The organism is Streptomyces agglomeratus (assembly GCF_001746415.1).
Taxonomy (GTDB): domain Bacteria; phylum Actinomycetota; class Actinomycetes; order Streptomycetales; family Streptomycetaceae; genus Streptomyces; species Streptomyces agglomeratus.
Genome location: NZ_MEHJ01000001.1, coordinates 5727886 through 5747027 on the forward strand (window position 1 = coordinate 5727886; position 19142 = coordinate 5747027).

General features: G+C 72.4%; 18 protein-coding genes. 14 read left to right on the forward strand and 4 right to left on the reverse strand.

Annotated elements, in window-relative coordinates; all coding sequences use genetic code 11:
• The first annotated feature begins 208 nt into the window (after window positions 1-208).
• The 3 genes from AS594_RS24975 to AS594_RS24985 all read left to right on the forward strand — a co-directional run bounded on the left by AS594_RS24975 (window position 209) and on the right by AS594_RS24985 (window position 3846).
• Entirely contained in the window at window positions 209-1237 is a 1029-nt protein-coding gene (locus AS594_RS24975; protein WP_069930770.1) for a C40 family peptidase, read from the forward strand.
• Window positions 1238-1492: 255 nt separating this feature from the next.
• On the forward strand, window positions 1493-2563 hold the full coding sequence (locus tag AS594_RS24980) for a C40 family peptidase (protein ID WP_069929107.1): 1071 nt from the start codon (window positions 1493-1495) through the stop codon (window positions 2561-2563).
• A gap of 110 nt (window positions 2564-2673) precedes the next feature.
• Window positions 2674-3846, forward strand: a complete 1173-nt coding sequence (locus AS594_RS24985) for a hypothetical protein (protein WP_107364855.1) — start codon at window positions 2674-2676, stop codon at window positions 3844-3846.
• Here the strand turns inward: AS594_RS24985 and AS594_RS24990 are convergent.
• Window positions 3803-5164, reverse strand: coding sequence for a glycosyltransferase 87 family protein (locus AS594_RS24990; protein WP_079144827.1), 1362 nt, complete (start codon window positions 5162-5164; stop codon window positions 3803-3805). The two genes, AS594_RS24985 and AS594_RS24990, sit on opposite strands and share 44 nt — an antisense overlap.
• 98 nt (window positions 5165-5262) lie before the next feature.
• On the opposite strand from AS594_RS24990, the gene AS594_RS24995 reads away from it, so the two are divergent.
• On the forward strand, window positions 5263-6417 hold the full coding sequence (locus AS594_RS24995; RefSeq protein ID WP_069930771.1) for a glycosyltransferase family 4 protein: 1155 nt from the start codon (window positions 5263-5265) through the stop codon (window positions 6415-6417).
• A gap of 76 nt (window positions 6418-6493) precedes the next feature.
• Here the strand turns inward: AS594_RS24995 and AS594_RS25000 are convergent, their stop codons facing one another.
• Complete coding sequence (locus AS594_RS25000) at window positions 6494-8290, reverse strand: AMP-dependent synthetase/ligase (protein ID WP_069929109.1); 1797 nt, start codon at window positions 8288-8290, stop codon at window positions 6494-6496.
• 290 nt (window positions 8291-8580) lie between these two features.
• Here AS594_RS25000 and AS594_RS25005 point away from each other — a divergent pair, with 290 nt between their 5' ends.
• From AS594_RS25005 to AS594_RS25030, 6 genes are all read left to right on the forward strand, one after another.
• Window positions 8581-9330 (forward strand): metallophosphoesterase family protein, encoded by a 750-nt coding sequence (locus AS594_RS25005; protein WP_069929110.1) that lies wholly within the window; start codon window positions 8581-8583, stop codon window positions 9328-9330.
• Between the two features lie 135 nt (window positions 9331-9465).
• Window positions 9466-9924, forward strand: a complete 459-nt coding sequence (locus AS594_RS25010) for an SRPBCC family protein (RefSeq protein ID WP_069929111.1) — start codon at window positions 9466-9468, stop codon at window positions 9922-9924.
• A gap of 7 nt (window positions 9925-9931) precedes the next feature.
• The gene (locus tag AS594_RS25015) at window positions 9932-11140 is read left to right on the forward strand and encodes an ArsA family ATPase (protein WP_069929112.1); all 1209 of its coding nucleotides are present in this window, start codon (window positions 9932-9934) and stop codon (window positions 11138-11140) included.
• Window positions 11141-11221: 81 nt separating this feature from the next.
• Window positions 11222-11704 (forward strand): DUF5304 domain-containing protein, encoded by a 483-nt coding sequence (locus AS594_RS25020; RefSeq protein ID WP_069929113.1) that lies wholly within the window; start codon window positions 11222-11224, stop codon window positions 11702-11704.
• Window positions 11705-11760: 56 nt separating this feature from the next.
• Window positions 11761-12702 (forward strand): ROK family glucokinase, encoded by a 942-nt coding sequence (locus AS594_RS25025; RefSeq protein ID WP_069929114.1) that lies wholly within the window; start codon window positions 11761-11763, stop codon window positions 12700-12702.
• A 64-nt stretch (window positions 12703-12766) separates the two neighbouring features.
• Window positions 12767-13519, forward strand: a complete 753-nt coding sequence (locus AS594_RS25030; RefSeq protein ID WP_069929115.1) for an endonuclease/exonuclease/phosphatase family protein — start codon at window positions 12767-12769, stop codon at window positions 13517-13519.
• Between the two features lie 66 nt (window positions 13520-13585).
• Here the strand turns inward: AS594_RS25030 and AS594_RS25035 are convergent, their stop codons facing one another.
• Both AS594_RS25035 and AS594_RS25040 read right to left on the reverse strand, forming a co-directional pair.
• Window positions 13586-14320 (reverse strand): hypothetical protein, encoded by a 735-nt coding sequence (locus AS594_RS25035; RefSeq protein WP_069929116.1) that lies wholly within the window; start codon window positions 14318-14320, stop codon window positions 13586-13588.
• Complete coding sequence (locus tag AS594_RS25040; RefSeq protein ID WP_069929117.1) at window positions 14313-15092, reverse strand: alpha/beta hydrolase; 780 nt, start codon at window positions 15090-15092, stop codon at window positions 14313-14315. The genes AS594_RS25035 and AS594_RS25040 overlap by 8 nt, the downstream gene beginning before the upstream one ends.
• Before the next feature lie 220 nt (window positions 15093-15312).
• Here AS594_RS25040 and AS594_RS25045 point away from each other — a divergent pair, with 220 nt between their 5' ends.
• The 4 genes from AS594_RS25045 to AS594_RS25060 all read left to right on the forward strand — a co-directional run bounded on the left by AS594_RS25045 (window position 15313) and on the right by AS594_RS25060 (window position 19130).
• Window positions 15313-16068: a lysophospholipid acyltransferase family protein gene (locus AS594_RS25045; protein WP_069929118.1), complete on the forward strand. Its 756-nt coding sequence runs from the start codon at window positions 15313-15315 to the stop codon at window positions 16066-16068.
• A gap of 22 nt (window positions 16069-16090) precedes the next feature.
• The gene (macS, locus tag AS594_RS25050; RefSeq protein WP_420877836.1) at window positions 16091-17326 is read left to right on the forward strand and encodes a MacS family sensor histidine kinase; all 1236 of its coding nucleotides are present in this window, start codon (window positions 16091-16093) and stop codon (window positions 17324-17326) included.
• Window positions 17323-18000 (forward strand): response regulator, encoded by a 678-nt coding sequence (locus tag AS594_RS25055; protein WP_069929119.1) that lies wholly within the window; start codon window positions 17323-17325, stop codon window positions 17998-18000. The genes macS and AS594_RS25055 overlap by 4 nt, the downstream gene beginning before the upstream one ends.
• A gap of 101 nt (window positions 18001-18101) precedes the next feature.
• The gene (locus AS594_RS25060; RefSeq protein WP_069929120.1) at window positions 18102-19130 is read left to right on the forward strand and encodes a 6-phosphofructokinase; all 1029 of its coding nucleotides are present in this window, start codon (window positions 18102-18104) and stop codon (window positions 19128-19130) included.
• The last annotated feature ends 12 nt before the right edge of the window (window positions 19131-19142 follow it).

The window sequence follows — 19142 nt, forward strand, 5'->3', positions numbered from 1 at the left end:
TTACACCTGAGGATTTGAACTGATCACAAGAAGGTCACTAAGGTCTGCCCTCGAACCTTCGAACGGTAGACCACCCATCCGGGGTGTCTGCGAAGGTACCGCCGAGTCCATGCAATTCGGTCTATTTCCGCGGGGGAGCCGAAGCGTGGAGCCGGGGATCACGTCCCCGACCCCGGTAGGCGGCTCGAGGAAGAAGGAGCTCGCCTTCGTGGCGTCCCACCGTCGTCCCAAGCAGCCGAGCCGCACTCGTGTGACCGTGCTCACCGCGACCGCAGCCGCAGCCGTCGCTCTCACGTCCCAGACCGCTCAGGCCGACCCCAAGCCGACCAAGAGCGAGGTCAAGGCCAAGGTCGACAAGCTCTACCACGAGGCCGAAGCCGCGACGGAGAAGTACAACCAGTCCAAGGAGCGGCAGGACAAGCTCAAGGAAGAGGTCGACAACCTCCAGGACAAGGTCGCCCGCGGCCAGGAGGACCTCAACGACCTGCGGGGCGAACTCGGTTCGGTCGCCAGCGCGCAGTACCGCTCGGGTGGCATCGACCCCTCCGTGCAGCTCTTCCTCTCCGCCGACCCGGACAGCTACCTCGACAAGGCCGGCGCGATCGACCAGTTGAGCGCCAAGCAGGCCGAGTCGCTCCAGAAGATCCAGGCGAAGCAGCGCACCCTCGCCCAGCAGCGGGCCGAGGCGACGGACAAGCTCGCCGACCTCGAGGACGTACGCCAGGAACTCGGCGACAAGAAGAAGAAGTTCCAGGGCAAGCTCGCCGAGGCGCAGCGGCTGCTGAACACGCTGACCGCCGCCGAGCGCGAAGAGATGCGGGAGAAGGAGCAGCGGGCCAGCCGCGCCTCCAGCGAGCGCGTGGAACTCGGCAACGAGAAGCCGGCCTCCGGCCGGGGCGCCGCCGCGCTGAGCGCCGCTGCCACCCAGATCGGCAAGCCGTACATCTCCGGCGCGACCGGCCCCAACGCGTACGACTGCTCCGGGCTGACCCAGTGGGCTTTCGCCCAGGCCGGTGTCTCCATCTCCCGGACCACGTTCACCCAGCACAACGACGGCACGAAGATCTACAGCAAGAGCCAGCTCAAGCCGGGCGACATGGTGTTCTTCAACAACCTGGCGCACGTAGGCTTCTACGCCGGCAACAACCAGGTCCTGCACGCCCCGAAGCCCGGCGCCAACGTGCGTTACGAGTCGATGGACTACATGGGCACCTTCCAGTTCGGCGTGCGTGTCTGACAAACGCCAAACACAACGGCCGTTGCCCACACCGCCCATTCGGGCGAATTTCAGGTGACTCCCGCTGACCGCCCGCCCCGCCGGTGACCTGGTTCTCCGGCGGGGCGTCGCTGTTTGTGCCCGGCAGCCGCCCGGCGAGGTCTTTGGCCGCTGTGTGATCGCACCGCTACTGTCTGCTCGCGCAGCTCCCCGGTCCATTGGTCCGCCCGTCCGGGCGGCAGGGGGCTGCCCGCAGCGGAAGGAGTGCGGCTTCCTGTGGCGACCCACCGGCGTCCCTCACAGTCCGGCCTCACGCAGAGCGCCCGGGTCACGGTTCTGTCCGCTGCCGCGGCGACGGCGGCGGCAGCGCTCGTCGCGTCCCCGGCGAGCGCCGACCCCCACGACACGTCGTCGGCCGCTGCCCCGGCTTCCTCCGCCGCCGTCACGGCCACCCGGGCGCGGGTGGACCGGCTGTTCGAGCAGGCGGAGCGGGCGACCGAGCGGTTCAACAGGGCCGACGAACGCGCGGACCGGCTGCGCGAAGAGGTCGGCCGGGCCCGGGACACGGCCGCACGCGGCCAGGAGCGCATCAACCGCATGCGGGGCGCCCTCGGTGCGGTCGCGGGCGCCCAGTACCGGGCGGGCGGCCTGGACCCGGCCCTCGCCCTGCTGCTGTCCGCGAACCCCGACAGCTACCTCTCCCAGGCCGCGGCACTCGACCGCGTCGGCGCCCGGCAGGTCAGCGCCCTGAGCGAACTCAAGGCCGCGCAGCGCAAACTGGCGCAGCAGCGCGCGGAAGCCTCCGTGACCCTCGGGGAGCTGGAGCGCAGCCGGGCCGCCGTCGCCCGCCACAAGCGCACGGTCGAGGGCAAGCTCGCCGAGGCGCGGCGGCTGCTCAACTCGCTGCCGACGCAGGAGCGGGAGGAGTTCGAGGGCCGTTCCTCGCGTTCCGGCGACCGGGGCGTCGCCCCGTCGTCCGGCCCGGCCGGGGCGCCCGCGTCCTCGCGTGCCTCGGCCGCCGTGCTGGCGGCGCAGCGGGCCGTGGGCAAGCCGTACGTGTGGGGCGCCAACGGTCCCTCCGGTTTCGACTGCTCGGGCCTCACCCAGTGGTCGTACGCACAGGCCGGCGTCTCCCTGCCGCGGACGTCGCAGGCGCAGCGGTACGCAGGGCGGCAGGTTCCCCTCGACCAGGCGCAGCCCGGGGACCTCGTGACGTACCGCGACGACGCGAGCCACGTCGGGATGTACGTGGGCAACGGCCAGGTGGTGCACGCGCCCTACCCCGGCGCCCCGGTGCGCTACGACCCGGTCGGCATGATGCCCGTCGCGTCGGTGACCCGGGTCTGACGCGCCCGGCCTGAACCCGCCGCCTTCCCCGTACGATCGGCGGGGTGGCGGACAGACGGCGCGGGACCCGGCGGCGGTGGACGGGCCCCGGCCCCGTCGTCGCCCTCGTTATGCTGCTCGTGTCCGCGTGCGCGACGCCGCGGGAACCGGCGGACGTCGCGGCCCGGGACATCCAGCGGACGCTGGACCGCAGGGCGGCGGCCGTGGTCTCCCGCGACGAGGCGGCGTACCTGGCGCCGCTCGACCCCGCCGCGACGCGGCTGAGGGCGGCGGAGCGCGAGGAGTTCCGGAACCTCGCGCAGGTGCCGCTGCGCTCCTGGGAGTACCGGCTGACCGGCCTCGACCGTACGGGCACGGGGCGCGCCACCGCGCGGGTGGAGCTGCGGTACCGGCTCGCGGAGTACGACGAGGTCCCCGTGAAGGTGGCCGAGCGGCTGGACCTGACGCGGCGGGACGGACGCTGGTACGTCGCCGCCGAGCGCCCGCCGGAGCGCGGCGGGGCGCGGCTCTGGGAACAGGGCGAGGTCACCGCCGTACGGGGCGAACGCAGCCTGGTCCTCGGCGTCGGCCAGGACACGGAGCTGCTGCGCTCCATGGCGCGTACCGCGGACCGCGCGGTGCCGGCGGCCGGGCGGGCCTGGCCGGGCCGGTGGTCCCGCCGGCTGGTGGTCCTGGTGCCGGCCTCGCTCGACGGGATGGGCGCGCTGCTGGGTGCCCCGGCGGCGGGGTACCGGGGGATCGCGGCGGTGACCACGGGGTCGGCGGGGGGTCCGGGCGCCGCTTCGTCGGCGGACCGGGTCATCGTCAACCCGGAGGCGTACGGGCTGCTCGGCGACTTCGGCCGGCGGATCGTACTCACCCACGAGGCGACGCACGTCGCCACCCGCGCCCACACCTCCGCCGCCACCCCGATGTGGCTCTCGGAGGGCTTCGCCGACTGGGCGGCGTACCGCGGGACCGGACGCACGGCGGGCCAGGCGGCGCCGGAGCTCCAGCGGTCGGTACGGGCCGCCGACGTGCCCGCCGCTCTGCCGGCGGACAAGGACTTCGGCTTCGCCGGGGACGCGGGGGCGCTGGCGCGGGCGTACGAGGGCGGCTGGCTGGCCTGCGAGCTGATCGCACGTGAGTGGGGCGAGGAGCGGCTGACCGCCTTCTATCGCGCGGTGGGCGGGCACGGCCGGCGCGAGGGCGCGGTCGAGAAGGCGATGCACGAGGTGCTGGAGACGACCCCGGAGGACTTCACGGTGCGATGGCGGGAGTACCTGCGCAGTCGGCTGGCCTGAGGAAGCGCCGCAGCTCGGCGGTGCCCGGCCCGTCCTGCGTCCGGGGAGCGGAGCCGGGGGCGGCGGGGTCCCGGTCCACCACGCCCGCGCGCTGCGCCGGCAGCGCGCCGGTGTCGCCGCCGCGCGGCTCGGGCACCGTGTCCCGCCACAGCCGGCGGCAGGCGATGAGGGTCGCCGCCACCAGCAGTCCGTTGCGTACGAGAAGCAGCAGTACACCCAGCGCGTCACTCGTCACCACGTGCGAGAACCACACCGGGAACTCCAGGAACGTCACCCCGGTCGCGGCCAGCACCAGCAGCGCCGGCCGCCCCATCCGGCTGCCCCGGAAGACGAGGCACGCCGCGGCGAGCCCCACCAGCCACACCAGGTACTGCGGACTGATCACCCGGCTCGTCGCGGTGAACAGCAGGACCGAGGCGAAGGCGGCGTCGCAGGGCGTCGACGCCCGGAACCGGCCCGCCCGCAGCCGCCACACCAGCAGCCACGCGAAGGCGAGCGCAGTCAGTCCCATCGCGGCCGAGCTGACGACAGGCACGTACGGGCCGACGAACTCCACCGAGCCGTAGTTCAGCAGGACCTCGCCCCGCCAGCCGAAGTGCCGGGCCACATGGAACACGAGAGCCCCGACCGACTCGACCTCGGTGCCCCGGTCGCGCTGGAAGGTGAGGAAGGCGAGGGCGCCCGGCATCGTCGCGCAGAACGCCACCACCAGAACCGCCCCCGCCCCGGCCGCGGCCGTCCAGGCCGAGCGGGTCGCGCGCCCCCGTGCCGTGCCCGCGAGCAGCAGCACCGGCCACACCTTCAACAGCGCGCCGAGGCCCGCGAGCGCCCCCAGGACGCGCGGATGGCGCGCGCCCGCCAGCAGGGCAGCCACGGCGACGGCGGTGACCATCACGTCGTACCGGGCGTACGCCGTCGGGCCGAGCAGCGGCACACCGGCCACCCACACCCACGCGCCCGCGAGCCGCTTGCCGGGGCGTCGCCCGGCGTACAGCAGCAGGCCGGTGACCAGGGCGTCCGCCAGGCAGACCAGGACGAAGAAGGCCGTCGCGTAGCCGAGGAAGGGCAGCAGGGCGGGGGAGAGGACCGGGAGGGCGGCGGCGGGCGGGTACTGCCAGGTGATGTCGTCCAGGGGGAAGGTCCCGGTGCGCAGGATCTCGTACCAGCCCTGGTAGATCACCGAGACGTCACTCGTCACGTCGGGGCCGGGCACGGCGAGCACCTTGAAGACGCACAGCAGCAGCACGGTCCGGGTGAGCACCCACACCGCGACCGGCATCCCCACCGTGATGGGCTTTGTACTGGCTGCGCCCGTCATGACCACCCTCGTCCGTTTCCTGCGTGACTGAGGGAGTCATGATGCAGGGCCGGACTGTGCGAGCCAAGGAGCTGGGCCGTTCGGTACTGTCGGCGGCGATGGACAAGACCCTGATCGTGACCAATGACTTTCCGCCCCGCCCCGGCGGCATCCAGGCGTTCCTGCACAACATGGCGCTGCGCCTGGACCCCGAGCGGCTCGTCGTCTACGCCTCCACCTGGAAGCGCGGCAGCGAGGGCGCGCAGGCGACCGCGGACTTCGACGCCGAGCAGCCGTTCACCGTCGTACGCGACCGGACGACCATGCTGCTGCCGACGCCGCGCGTCAGCCGCCGCGCGGCCGGGCTGCTGCGCGAACACGGCTGTACGTCCGTGTGGTTCGGGGCGGCCGCGCCGCTCGGGCTGATGGCACCGGCACTGCGCAGGGCGGGCGCGAAGCGGATCGTCGCCACCACGCACGGCCACGAGGCGGGCTGGGCCCAGCTGCCCGCCTCCCGGCAGCTGCTGCGCAGGATCGGCGAGGGCACGGACACGATCACCTATCTCGGTGAGTACACCCGCTCGCGGATCGCGGCGGCGCTCACCCCGCAGGCCGCCGCGCGCATGGTCCAACTGCCGCCGGGCGTCGACGAGAAGACCTTCCACCCCGGCTCGGGCGGCGACGCCGTGCGTGAGCGGCTCGGGCTCACCGACCGCCCCGTGGTGGTGTGCGTGTCCCGGCTGGTGCCCCGCAAGGGCCAGGACACGCTGATCCTGGCGATGCCCCGCATCCTGCGCGAGGTGCCGGACGCGGTGCTGCTGGTCGTCGGCGGCGGACCGTACGCCGGGGAGCTGAGGAAGCTGACCGCCGAGACGGGCGTCGCGGACTCCGTGCGCTTCACCGGCCCCGTGCCCTGGGCGGAGCTTCCGGCGCACTTCGGCGCGGGTGACGTCTTCGCGATGCCGTGCCGTACGCGCCGGGGCGGGCTCGACGTCGAAGGGCTCGGCATCGTCTACCTGGAGGCGTCGGCGACCGGACTGCCCGTGGTGGCGGGCGACTCGGGCGGGGCGCCCGACGCCGTACTCGACGGGGAGACCGGGTGGGTCGTGCGCGGCGGGCCCGCCGCCGTCGCCGCCGACGAGTCGGCCGACCGGATAGTCACGCTGCTGGGGGACCCCGAACTGCGGCGCCGGATGGGGGAGCGTGGCCGCGAGTGGGTCGAGGAGAAGTGGCGCTGGGACCTGCTCGCGGAGAAGCTCAAGACGCTGCTCTGACACCCGCGCCCGCCGCGCGGGACAGCGCGGCGGCCCCCGGATGCTTCCCGGGGGCCGCCGTCGTTCACACGGAGGGTCAGCCCCGGTAGAGCGCCTCGATCTCGTCCGCGAAGTCCTTCGCGACCACGTTGCGCTTGAGCTTCAGTGAGGGCGTGATGTGACCGGCCTCCTCGGTGAACTGGCTGGGCAGGACACGGAACTTGCGCACCGACTCCGCCTTCGACACCGCCGCGTTGCCCTCGTTCACCGCCTGCTGGACGACCGCCAGCAGCTCCGCGTCGTCGCGCAGCGACGCCGCCGTCGAACCGGCCGGCTTGCCCTGCTCGGCGGCCCAGCGGCCCAGGAACTCCTCGTCGAGGGTGACCAGTGCGCCGACGAACGGACGCCCGTCGCCCACCACCATGCACTCGGCGACCAGGGCGTGCGCCCGGATGCGGTCCTCGATCACCGCGGGGGCGACGTTCTTGCCGCCGGCCGTGACGATGATCTCCTTCTTGCGGCCGGTGATGGCGAGGTAGCCGTCTTCGTCGAGCGTGCCGATGTCACCGGTGTGGAACCAGCCGTCGGTCAGCGCCTCGGCGGTGGCCGCCTCGTTGTTCCAGTAGCCCGAGAAGAGGTGCTCGCCGTGCAGCAGCACCTCGCCGTCGTCGGCGATGCGCACGACCGACCCGGGCAGCGGCTGGCCGACCGTACCGATCTTCTGGCGGTCCCACGGGTTGAAGGCGGTCGCGGCGCACGACTCGGTCAGGCCGTAGCCCTCCAGGACCGTGAAGCCGATGCCCCGGAAGAAGTGGCCGAGGCGCTCGCCGAGCGGGGCGCCGCCGGAGATCGCGTACTCGCCCCGCCCGCCCAGCACCGCGCGCAGCTTGCTGTAGACCAGCTTGTCGAAGAGCTTGTGCTTGAGCTTGAGGCCGAGCGACGGGCCCTGCGGCGTGCCGATCGCCCGGCTGTACGCGATCGCGGTGTCCGCGGCCTTGTCGAAGATCTTGCCCTTGCCGTCCGCCTGCGCCTTGGCCCGCGCCGAGTTGTAGACCTTCTCGAAGACGCGCGGCACACCGAGGATCAGCGTCGGCCGGAAGGAGGCCAGTTCGTCGGTGAGGTTCTTGATGTCCGGTACGCAGCCGAGCTTGATCGGCGCCATCACCGCGGCGATCTCGACCAGTCGGCCGAAGACGTGCGCGGCGGGCAGGAACAGCAGCACCGAACACTCGCCGGTACGGAACAGCGGCTTCAGGCGCTCCACCGCGTTCCCGCACTCCGCGAAGAAGCTGCGGTGGCTGAGTACGCAGCCCTTGGGGCGGCCGGTGGTGCCGGAGGTGTAGACGATCGTCGCCGGGTCGTCGGCCTTGGCGCTCGCGCTGCGCTCGTCGACCGTCTCGTCCGTGACGTCGGCGCCCGAGTCGCGCAGCTGCTGCACGCCGTCCCGGTCGATCTGCCAGACGTGCTTGAGGGCGGGCAGCCGGTCGCGTACGGACTCGACGGCGGCGGTGTGCCCGTCGCTCTCGACGATCACGGCGACCGCGCCGGAGTCGCCCAGGATCCACTGCACCTGCTCGGCGGAGCTGGTCTCGTACACCGGCACGGTCACCGCGCCCGCGCTCCAGATCGCGAAGTCCATCTGCACCCACTCGTAGCGGGTGCGGGACATCAGGGCGACCCGGTCGCCGGGCTGGACGCCCGCGGCGATCAGGCCCTTGGCGGCGGCGCGGACCTCGGCGAGGAACTCGGTGGCGGTGACATCCGTCCAGACGCCCGCGACCTTGCGGCTCATGACGGCCACATCGGGATGCTGCGTGGCGTTGCGGCGGATGAGATCTGTCAGGTTGCCGTCCGAGGGGACCTCGTACAGGGCCGGAAGGCTGAACTCGCGCAAGACTGCTGCTCCTCATCGGGCGCCGGCGCCACGTCAATGTGCGCGTCGGTTCCGGTCCAAGACCGGGCAGGTGCTCAGTGGGGTGAGCACGGTTGGACTGCCCGGACGTTACCCATCAGTAGTCGGTTCCCGATAGGGGGTTCCGGCCAGATGTTCGCTGCGTCACACGCGATGGCGGTGCTCCGGGCAGACTAGTCCAACCACGCGGAAACCCGGTAGTAACCGCAGGTCCGGCCCCCTCTACCCAGGCGAGGGGCGGGCGTCCTAGGGTGATCGTCATGCGAGTGCATGTGGTCAGCGACGTACACGGGAACGCCAGGGACCTGGCCAGGGCGGGAGACGGGGCCGACGCGCTCGTCTGCCTCGGTGACCTGGTGCTCTTCCTCGATTACGCCGATCACTCCCGAGGTATCTTCCCCGAACTCTTCGGCACCGGGAACGCGGACCTCATCGTCGAGCTGCGCACCGCCCGCCGCTTCGAGGAGGCCCGGGAGCTCGCCCGCCGGCTCTGGGCGGACGTCGACCGCTCGGCCGCCATCGAGAAGGCGGTCCGCAAGCAGTACGCAGAGCTCTTCGCCGCGTTCCCCACGCCGACGTACGCCACGTACGGCAACGTCGACCTCCCGCGGCTGTGGCCGGAGTACGCCCAGGCGGGCACCACGGTCCTCGACGGCGAGCGAGTCGAGATCGGCGGCCGCGTGTTCGGCTTCGTCGGCGGCGGGCTCACGACACCGATGCGCACGCCCTACGAGATCGACGACGAGGAGTACGCGGCCAAGGTCGAGGCGCTGGGCGAGGTCGACGTGCTGTGCTCGCACATCCCGCCGGAGGTCCCCGAGCTGGTGTACGACACCGTCGCCCGCCGGTTCGAGCGCGGCAGCCGGGCGCTGCTCGCGGCGATCCGCAGGACCCGTCCCAGGTACGCGCTCTTCGGCCATGTCCACCAGCCGCAGGTCCAGCGCATGCGCGTCGGAGCCACGGAATGCGTCAACGTCGGCCACTTCGCCTCCTCCGGCCGGCCCTGGGCCATGGAGTGGTGAGCGCGGAGCGGTGAAGGGCGGGCCGGCCGGTCGCGGTAGCCTTCACGCGGTGCATGCCCCCGAGCACATGCCACCGGGTCCATGCCCCCCGCGCACCTGCCCCCTGACCGGAACCGCACTGGAGGAGCCACAGCGATGGCGGAACACACCAGCTCGAGCATCACGATCGAGGCGGCACCGGCCGACGTGATGGGCGTGATCGCCGACTTCGCCCGCTACCCCGAGTGGACCGGCGAGGTGAAGGAGGCCGAGGTCCTCGCCACCGACGCCAAGGGCCGCGCCGAGCAGGTACGCCTGCTCCTCGACGCCGGCGCGATCAAGGACGACCACACCCTCGCGTACACCTGGACCGGCGAGAACCAGGTCAGCTGGACGCTGGTCAAGTCGCAGATGCTGCGCGCCCTCGACGGCTCGTACACCCTCGCCCCGGCGGGCGGCGGCGACCGTACCGAGGTCACCTACCAGCTGACCGTCGACGTCAAGATCCCCATGCTCGGCATGATCAAGCGCAAGGCCGAGAAGGTCATCATCGACCGCGCTCTGGCCGGCCTCAAGAAGCGCGTCGAGAGCAACCCGAGCCACCCGAAGGTCTGAAGCCCTGATGCGTACGGTCCTCGTCACCGGTCCCGGCGGCGCGGGCCGCACCACCGTCGCCGCGGCCACCGCCCTGGCGGCCGCGCGGGACGGGCAGCGCGTGCTGATCCTCTCCAGCGACCCGGCGGACACCCTCGGGGCCGCCCTGGGCATAGCCACCGGACCCGTGCCCGCCGAGGCCGCGCCGGGCCTGTGGGCCGCGCGGGCCGACTCCGGCGCCCAGTTCCGCGCCGAACTCGTCGCTCTCCAGGAGCGCGCGGCCTCCGTACTCGACCTGCTCGGGGCGAACCGCCTGGCCGCCGAGGAACTGACCGAGCTCCCGGGCAGCGAACAGTTCGCCCTGCTGCGCGCCCTGCGGCTGTGCGCTCAGGCGCCGGCGTCCGGTCCGGCGTACGACCTCGTGGTCGTCGACCTGCCGCCGCTGCACGCAGCCCTCGCCACTCTCGCGCTCCCCGAGCAGCTGCGCCGTTACCTGCGCCGGCTGCTTCCGGCCGAGCGGCAGGCGGCCCGCGCTCTGCGGCCCATGATCGCCCAGCTCGCCGGGGTCCCGATGCCGGCGCAGTGGCTGTACGAGACGGCCGCCCGCTGGGACGGGGAACTGGCCGCCGTCGAGGCGCTGCTCGCGCACGCGGACACGACGGTACGGCTGGTGGCCGAGCCGGGACCGGCGGGAGCCGACGCGCTGCGCACCGCACGCACCGGCCTGGCCCTCTTCGGCCTGCGCGTCGAGGCGGTGACGGCGAACCGGACGCTGCCGCGCGACTCCCCGGACACCTGGTTCGCGTCGCTCGCCGCCCAGCAGCACAAGTGCCTGGCCGAGTGGTCCGACGCGTGGCGGCCGGTGGCTCCGGTCCGCGAGGTCCGCCACCTGGGCGCCGACCCGCGCGGTCTGGACGACCTCGACGCGCTGGCGGCGGACGGGACGCTGGCGGTGGAACCGGCGCGCGAGGACGCGGACGAGCCCCGGTCCGTGGAGGACCGGATCGCCGAGGACGGCTTCCTCGTCTGGCACCTGCCGCTGCCCGGGGCCGTCAAGGAGGAGCTCGGCCTGGTCCGCCGGGGCGACGAACTCGTCCTGGACGTGGGCCCGTTCCGCCGCGTGCTGCCCCTGCCCTCCGCCCTGCGCCGCTGTGACGTCTCGGGCGCGGGCCTGACCGACGGCGTACTGAAGGTGCGCTTCACGCCCGACCCCCGGCTGTGGCCCCGGACGAAGTGAACCGCCTGCCACCGTTCGGGTAACGTCGGGGGTACGAGGCCTGCGTACCGTACGGGCCGCCGCCTGCCGCAGGAGTCCGCCATGAGCGATGCCACCGAGCGTCCAGAAGCCGCCGAGGCCCCCGAAGCCGACGCGTGGGCGAAGGCTTGCGCCGAGGACCTCGCCGCCGAGCGGGCCCGCCGCCGCGCCGACACCGGCGGGGCGCAGCCGGGGTCCGCGGGCGAGGAACTGCGCAAGCTCCTCGACGCCGTCGCCGACAAGGTCACCTCGCTCCAGTCGTCGCTGCCCGGCATGGCCGCGCAGGGCACGGTCAGCCAGCTCATCAACCAGGCGAAGTCCGCCGTCGAGCCCGTCATAGAGCGCAACCCGGAGGTCTTCGACCACCTGGCCGCGGCCGGAAACGAGCTGCTGGCCGCCTACCGCTCGGCCGTCCAGGGCCAGGAGGGCCGCTGGACCCGCGGGCCCGCGCGGCCGGCGGACCGCGAGGACGGGAAGTACGACGGAAACGACGGAGACGACGGTCCCGAAGGCCCTTCGTCGAGCAAGCACATCGACCTGGACTGAGCTGCCACTCGGGTACGGTTGCCCTTAGCGGGGCTCGACCGAAAACTGAGGGACACATGGGACTCACCATCGGCGTCGACATCGGCGGCACGAAGATCGCGGCAGGCGTGGTCGACGAAGAGGGCACCATTCTCGACACGCACAAGGTGCCGACGCCGCCGACCGCCGAAGGCATCGTCGACGCGATCTGCGCGGCCGTCTCCGAGGCGGGCAAGGGCCACCAGATCGACGCGGTCGGCATCGGGGCCGCGGGTTACGTCGACGACAAGCGCGCCACCGTCCTGTTCGCGCCCAACATCCACTGGCGGCACGAGCCGCTGAAGGACAAGGTCGAGCAGCGCGTCGGCCTGCCCGTCGTCGTGGAGAACGACGCGAACGCCGCCGCCTGGGGCGAGTACCGGTTCGGAGCGGGCAAGGGCCACGAGGACGTCATCTGCATCACCCTCGGCACCGGCCTCGGCGGCGGCATCATCATCGGCAACAAGCTGCGCCGCGGACGCTTCGGCGTGGCCGCCGAGTTCGGCCACATCCGGGTCGTCCCCGACGGCCTGCTGTGCGGCTGCGGCAGCCAGGGCTGCTGGGAGCAGTACGCGTCCGGGCGGGCCCTCGTCCGGTACGCCAAGCAGCGCGCCAACGCCACCCCCGAGAACGCGAAGATCCTCCTTGCCCTCGGCGACGGTACGGCCGCGGGCATCGAGGGCAAGCACGTCAGCGCCGCGGCGCGGCAGGGCTGCCCGGTGGCCGTGGACTCGTTCCGCGAGCTGGCCCGGTGGGCGGGCGCGGGCCTGGCCGACCTGGCCTCGCTCTTCGACCCGTCGGCGTTCATCGTCGGCGGCGGTGTCTCGGACGAGGGCGAGCTGGTGCTCGACCCGATCCGCAAGTCATTCCGGCGCTGGCTGATCGGCGGCCAGTGGCGTCCGCACGCGCAGGTGCTCGCCGCTCAGCTGGGCGGCAAGGCCGGCCTGGTCGGCGCGGCGGACCTGGCGCGCCAGGGCTGACGCCGTTGCCCGTGCCCGCCGTGCCCCCTTGGGGTGCGGCGGGCATTTCCGTATCGTGATCGACATGGCGACGAGCCCGATCAGTACGCTGCCCGAGTCCCGCACCGAGGCCGACGGTTCGGCCGTCATCCGTGTGCTCAGCTACAACATCCGCTCGATGCGCGACGACCGGGAGGCGCTGGCCCGGGTCATCGGTGCCTGCGAGCCCGACCTGGTCCTCATTCAGGAGGCGCCGCGCTTCTTCCGCTGGCGCAAGCACGCCGCGTGGCTCGCCGCCCACAGCGACCTGGTGACGCTCGGCGGTGGAGCGACCGCTTCCGGCCCGCTGCTGCTGTGTTCGCTGCGGGTGACGGTGGAGCGTACGGACGATGTCCTGCTGCCGCGTACGCCGGGGCTGCACCAGCGGGGGTTCGCGACGGCGGTGGTGCGGATCGGGGGCGCGAGACTCGGCGTACTGAGCTGCCACCTCAGCCTCCAGCGCGAGGAGCGGTACGCCCAGGGCGGGATGCTGCTGGACCGCCTCGAAGCCATGGGCGTCCCGCACGCCGTGGCCGGCGGCGACCTCAACGAACGCCCCGACGGGCGGACTTTCCGCCGGCTGGCGGGGGAGCTCCAGGACTGCTGGGCGGTGAAGCCGTGGGGCGGCGAGTACACCTCGACCCCGGACGACCCGCACCAGCGCATCGACGCGGTCTTCGCGACCGAGGGGATCGAAGTCCTGGGCTGCGGCGTCCCGTTGGGCCTTCCGGAGGCCGACGTACGCGCGGCCACGGACCACCTCCCGGTCCTGGCGGCGCTGCGCGTACCGGCGTCCTGACCCCGTTCCGTCCTCCCCACCGGGGCGGCATTCCCCGGCGGGGGAGGGCGGTGGCACCAGCGGCCCCTAGACCACGGCGCCGCGGCCCGGGTCGTCGTCCTCGTCGTCGCCGTGTGCCATCCGTGCCACGAGCGTGGCGAAACCGCCGAGGAAGCCGCCGACGCCGAGCGTCGTCAGCCACCACGTCATGTCCCACTGGAGCAGCACCGCGGCGAGCAGCAGCACCGGGCCGCCGATGACGGCGAGCCAGGCGAACCGGGACGTGGTGTCGGCGGGCGGCAGCGGCGGCGGCTCCGGTGGCACGAAGTGGCCCTCGTCGCTCTCGTCGAGGTCCTCGTCGTCCGGCTCCTCCAGCGAGTAGTTGCGCGGGCCGCCGACGCCGGGCGCGAAGACGACGGAGCTGCCGAGCGGTCTCTCCCCGTCCGGCGCGGCGCCGGTCTCGGTGGCCGGCCCCGCGGGATCGGCCCCTTCCTGCCCGGCCGTTCCTTCGGCGTCCTTCTTCAGCGACTTCTCCGGCCGTTCACCGCCGGTGCTCTGGCCGTCGGCGCTGTTGAAGTCGCCCTCCGGCAGGGCGAGGTCCTCTATCGACTTGAACGGCTTGGCGCCCGGCGGGTCCGGCGGCTCCTCGCCGTACCCCGCGACGATCGCGGCCCACGCCGCGTCCTCGTCGACGGGCTTCGCCGCGGACGCGGCTCCTGACGCGGCCCCGGCTGCGGCGGCGGCCGCAGTCGTGTCCGCCGCCGTCTCCTCCGGCTCCCGCTCCTCTTCGCGGCCCGCGGGCTCCGCGTCGTGCTCAGCCACCGGTCGTGCTCCCCTTCTTCCCGACACTCGGAGCGAGGCGGCCGATGAACGCATAACTCTCGTCGAAGATCCGCTCCGCGTCATGGTCCAACGTCGCGACGTGGTAGCTCTGTTCCAGCAGGATCTCGGTGACGTCCGTCGACGAGACCCGGCTGAGGATGCGGGCCGAGTCCGCCGCCGGCACGACGTGGTCCTGCGGGCTGTGCAGCAGCAGCATCGGCTGGGTCACCTGGGGCAGCTCCGCGTCGACGAGCCGGAAGAAGTTCCGCACGGAGTGCGCCGCGTGCAGCGGGACGCGGTCGTAGCCGACCTCTTCGACGCCCGCCTTCGCGATGTCACTGCGCAGACCCTTCGTCGTACGTACGAGATGACGGGCGACCGGCAGGGCGTACGCCGACAGGCCGTGCACCTTGTTCGCCGGGTTGACCACGGCGATGCCGGAGATCGCGTCCCCGTGCTTCGCGGCGAGGCGCAGCGTGAGCGCCCCGCCCATCGAGAGCCCGAACACGAAGACCTGTGCGCACCGCTCGCGCAGTACGCGCAGCTCGCGGTCGACCTCCGCGTACCAGTCCTGCCAGCCGGTGAGCTGCATGTCCTCCCAGCGGGTGCCGTGCCCGGGCAGCAGCGGCAGGGAGACAGTCAGCCCGCGCTCGGCCAGGTGGCCGGCCCAGGGGCGCAGCGACTGCGGGGAACCGGTGAAGCCGTGACAGAGGAGGACGCCGACCTCTCCGCCCTCGTGGCGGAACGGCTCGGCTCCAGGAAGGACCGGCACCGGGGTCTCCTGTTCATGAGTGTGGGTCTGGGAACTGGACTGCGAAGAGGACTGCAAAAGAGGACTGCCGAAGAGGAGTCTCAGGATGCCCTTCACCGTACGCGACCGGACCGACACCGACCAGGTCCGTCGGGCGGCCTTGTGGGCGGGAGCGCAGGCCCGGCACGGGTTATGGTCTGTTCGACAGACAAGGGAAGGCACTCGGTTGATCTACGGCGCAATGAAGTTCTCCATCGGAGGGTCACTGAAGGTCGCCTTCAGGCCCTGGGTGGAGGGCCTCGAGAACATTCCCGCCGAGGGTCCCGCGATCCTGGCGAGCAACCACCTGTCCTTCTCGGACTCCTTCTTCCTGCCGGCGGTCCTCGACCGCAAGGTCACCTTCATCGCCAAGGCCGAGTACTTCACCTCGCCCGGTGTGAAGGGAAAGCTCACCGCCGCCTTCTTCAAGGGCGTCGGCCAGCTCCCCGTGGACCGCTCGGGCGCGCGCGGCGCCGGTGAGGCGGCGATCAAGGCCGGTATCGACGTGATCAAGGGCGGCGGCCTCTTCGGCATCTATCCGGAGGGCACCCGTTCGCCGGACGGCCGTCTGTACCGGGGCAAGCCGGGCGGCCTCGCCCGTGTGGCGCTCGCCACCGGCGCCCCCGTCATCCCGGTCGCCATGATCGACACCGAGAAGATCCAGCCGCCCGGCAAGGTCGTGCCCAAGCTGATGCGGCCGGGCATCAGGATCGGCAAGCCGCTGGACTTCAGCCGCTACCACGGCATGGACGGCGACCGGTTCATCCTGCGCTCGGTGACCGACGAGGTCATGTACGAGATCATGAAGCTCTCGGGCCAGGAGTACGTCGACATCTACGCGACGGCGGCGAAGCGGCAGATCGCCGACGCGGAGAAGGCCGCCAAGGCGGAGAAGGCGGAGCTGGAGAAGGCCGAGAAGGCCGCGCAGGCCGGCAAGGCGGAACGGTCCGGCGCGTAACAGCGTCCGTCCAGGGGTGGGGATGATGGCCAGGGCTCAGCGCGAACGTGTCGTGCGCATGTCGGTCGAGCAGCCGCTGTGGCGTGCGCTCACCGCCTACCGCGTGCTGACGATGCTCTACGCGGTGCTGCTGTTCGTCTTCACGCGGGACAAGTTCGAGCGTCCCGCCGTGGCCGTCGCGTTCCTCGCGGTGATGTCCGTCTGGACGCTCATCACGCTCCCCAAGGTGGCGAACGCGGCGAGCTGCACCAAGCGCTTCCTCGTCGCCGACCTCGCCGTCGCCCTCACCGGCATCATGCTCACCCCGCTCGCCGACGCGCACGCGCAGCAGATCGACGGCGCCACCCTGCCGTCGATATGGACCGCGGGTTCCGTCCTCGCGTTCGCCATCAAGGGCGGCTGGCGCTGGGCCGCCTTCGCCTCCTCCTTCGTCGCCGCCGCGAACATCGTCGAGCGCGGCGAGCCCAGCCGGGACACGTTCCACAACGTCCTGCTGGTGTGGGTCGCCTCCATCGCGATCGGTTACGTCGTCGAGGTCGCCCGCGCTTCCGAGCGCACCCTCGCCCGCGCCCTGGAGATCGAGGCGGCCACCCGCGAACGGGAGCGCCTCGCCCGCGACATCCACGACAGCGTGCTCCAGGTGCTCGCCATGGTGCAGCGGCGGGGCACCGCGCTCGGCGGCGAGGCGGCCGAGCTCGGCAGGATGGCCGGCGAGCAGGAAGTCGCCCTGCGCACCCTGGTCTCCAGCGGCCTCGTGCCGGCGACGCGCGCCTCGGAGGACGCCGCGATGGGTGCGGTCGTCCGTACGGTCGAGGTGGACGAGGACGAGGGCGGCCCCGGGCGGGACACCCGCCCCTGCGACCTGCGTTCGCTGCTCGCCCCGCACGCCGGGTCGAAGGTCAGCTTCGCCGAGCCCGGCGCCCCGGTCCTGCTGGAGGCGGCGGCCGCGAGGGAGCTGGCGGCGGCTGTCAGTGCCGCACTGGACAATGTGCGCAGGCACGCCGGGGACGACGCCCAGGCGTGGATCCTGGTCGAGGACTGGCCGGAAGAAGTAATCGTGACGGTACGGGACGACGGCCCCGGCATCCCGGAGGGCCGGCTCGCGCAGGCGGAGGGGGAGGGGCGGCTCGGCGTCGCCCTGTCGATCCGGGGGCGGCTGCGGGACATCGGCGGAACGGCCGAGCTGATCTCGGTACCGGGGCAGGGCACGGAAGTAGAACTGAAGGTTCCACGGGGGAAGGCAGGACAGGCGCGATGAGCGGCGAACAGCAGGCGATCAGAGTGATGGTGGTCGACGACCACCCGATGTGGCGGGACGCGGTCGCCCGCGACCTCGACGCGGCGGGCTTCGACGTGGTGGCGACGGCGGGCGACGGCCCGCAGGCCGTGCGCCGCGCCCTGGCCGTCAAACCCCAGGTCCTGGTCCTCGACCTCAACCTGCCGGGCATGCCCGGCGTTCAGGTCTGCAAGGAGCTGGTCGGCGCGGACCCGGCGCTGCGCGTCCTGGTGCTCTCCGCGAGCGGCGAGCACGCCGACGTACTGGAAGCGGTGAAGTCGGGCGCGACGGGCTATCTGCTGAAGTCCGCGGGGCCCGACGAGCTCATCGACGCGGTCCGGCGCACGGCCGCCGGCGACCCGGTCTTCACGCCGGGGCTGGCCGGCCTGGTCCTCGGCGAGTACCGCCGGCTGGCCTCCGACCCGGCGCCCGCCGCCTCCTCGAACGAGCCGAAGGCGCCGCAGCTCACCGACCGCGAGACCGAGGTGCTGCGGCTGGTCGCCAAGGGGCTCTCGTACAAGCAGATCGCCGAGCGCCTGGTGATCTCGCACCGCACCGTCCAGAACCACGTGCAGAACACCCTCGGCAAGCTCCAGCTGCACAACCGCGTGGAACTCGTCCGTTACGCGATCGAACGCGGCCTCGACGACGCCTAGTTCACCCCCTCCGCGCCCCGACGCCCCATGTCGCTGTGACCTGGGTCACCACTAGCGTGTCCGCCACACGGCACAGCTGGATGTGGCGAAGGGACGAAGTCATGCGGGTCGGAGTACTGACCGGGGGAGGCGACTGCCCCGGGCTCAACGCGGTCATCCGCGCCGTCGTCCGCAAGGGCGTGCAGGAGTACGGCTACGAGTTCACCGGCTTCCGCGACGGCTGGCGCGGACCGCTGGAAGGCGACACCGTACGGCTCGACATTCCGGCCGTACGCGGCATCCTGCCCAGGGGCGGCACCATCCTCGGCTCCTCGCGCACCAACCCGCTCCAGAGCGAGAACGGAATCCACCGGGTCAAGGAGAACCTCGCCAAGTGCGAGGTCGACGCGCTCATCGTGATAGGCGGCGAGGACACGCTCGGCGTGGCCACCCGGCTGTCCGACGAGTACGGCGTGAAGTGTGTCGGCGTACCCAAGACCATCGACAACGACCTGTCCGCCACCGACTACACCTTCGGTTTCAACACCGCCGTCGGCATCGCGACCGAGGCGATCGACCGGCTCCACACGACCGCCGAGTCGCACATGCGCGTGCTCGTCGTCGAGGTGATGGGGCGGCACGCGGGCTGGATCGCCCTGCACTCGGGCCTGGCCGGCGGTGCCAACGTCATCCTCATCCCCGAGCAGCGCTTCGACGTCGAGCGGGTCTGCGGCTGGATCACCTCACGCTTCAAGGCGTCGTACGCGCCGATCGTCGTCGTCGCGGAGGGGGCGATGCCCAAGGACGGCGAGATGGTGCTCAAGGACGGCACGCTCGACTCCTTCGGGCATGTCCGGCTCTCGGGAGTCGGTGAGTGGCTCGCCAAGGAGATCGAGAAGCGGACGGGCAAGGAGGCGCGCACCACCGTCCTGGGCCACGTCCAGCGCGGCGGTACGCCCAGCGCCTTCGACCGGTGGCTCGCCACGCGGTTCGGGCTGCACGCGATCGAGGCGGTGCGCGACGGGGACTTCGGCACGATGGTCGCCCTGCGGGGGACGGACATCGTGCGGGTGCCGATGGGGGAGGCGACGGAGCGGCTGAAGACGGTCGACCCGGAGCTGTACGCGGAGGTCGGCGTCTTCTTCGGCTGAGCGGGGCGGGGG

What these genes read in the sequence shown, in the direction of transcription:
- AS594_RS25045 (WP_069929118.1), top strand. Translation starts at nt 15,313, where the DNA reads ATGAAGTTCTCCATCGGAGGGTCACTGAAGGTCGCCTTCAGGCCCTGG.
- AS594_RS24990 (WP_079144827.1), bottom strand. Translation starts at nt 5,164, where the DNA reads ATGACGGGCGCAGCCAGTACAAAGCCCATCACGGTGGGGATGCCGGTC.
- AS594_RS24995 (WP_069930771.1), top strand. Translation starts at nt 5,263, where the DNA reads ATGGACAAGACCCTGATCGTGACCAATGACTTTCCGCCCCGCCCCGGC.
- AS594_RS25055 (WP_069929119.1), top strand. Translation starts at nt 17,323, where the DNA reads ATGAGCGGCGAACAGCAGGCGATCAGAGTGATGGTGGTCGACGACCAC.
- AS594_RS25015 (WP_069929112.1), top strand. Translation starts at nt 9,932, where the DNA reads ATGCGTACGGTCCTCGTCACCGGTCCCGGCGGCGCGGGCCGCACCACC.
- AS594_RS25030 (WP_069929115.1), top strand. Translation starts at nt 12,767, where the DNA reads ATGGCGACGAGCCCGATCAGTACGCTGCCCGAGTCCCGCACCGAGGCC.
- macS (WP_420877836.1), top strand. Translation starts at nt 16,091, where the DNA reads ATGATGGCCAGGGCTCAGCGCGAACGTGTCGTGCGCATGTCGGTCGAG.
- AS594_RS25020 (WP_069929113.1), top strand. Translation starts at nt 11,222, where the DNA reads ATGAGCGATGCCACCGAGCGTCCAGAAGCCGCCGAGGCCCCCGAAGCC.
- AS594_RS25060 (WP_069929120.1), top strand. Translation starts at nt 18,102, where the DNA reads ATGCGGGTCGGAGTACTGACCGGGGGAGGCGACTGCCCCGGGCTCAAC.
- AS594_RS25010 (WP_069929111.1), top strand. Translation starts at nt 9,466, where the DNA reads ATGGCGGAACACACCAGCTCGAGCATCACGATCGAGGCGGCACCGGCC.
- AS594_RS25025 (WP_069929114.1), top strand. Translation starts at nt 11,761, where the DNA reads ATGGGACTCACCATCGGCGTCGACATCGGCGGCACGAAGATCGCGGCA.
- AS594_RS24985 (WP_107364855.1), top strand. Translation starts at nt 2,674, where the DNA reads ATGCTGCTCGTGTCCGCGTGCGCGACGCCGCGGGAACCGGCGGACGTC.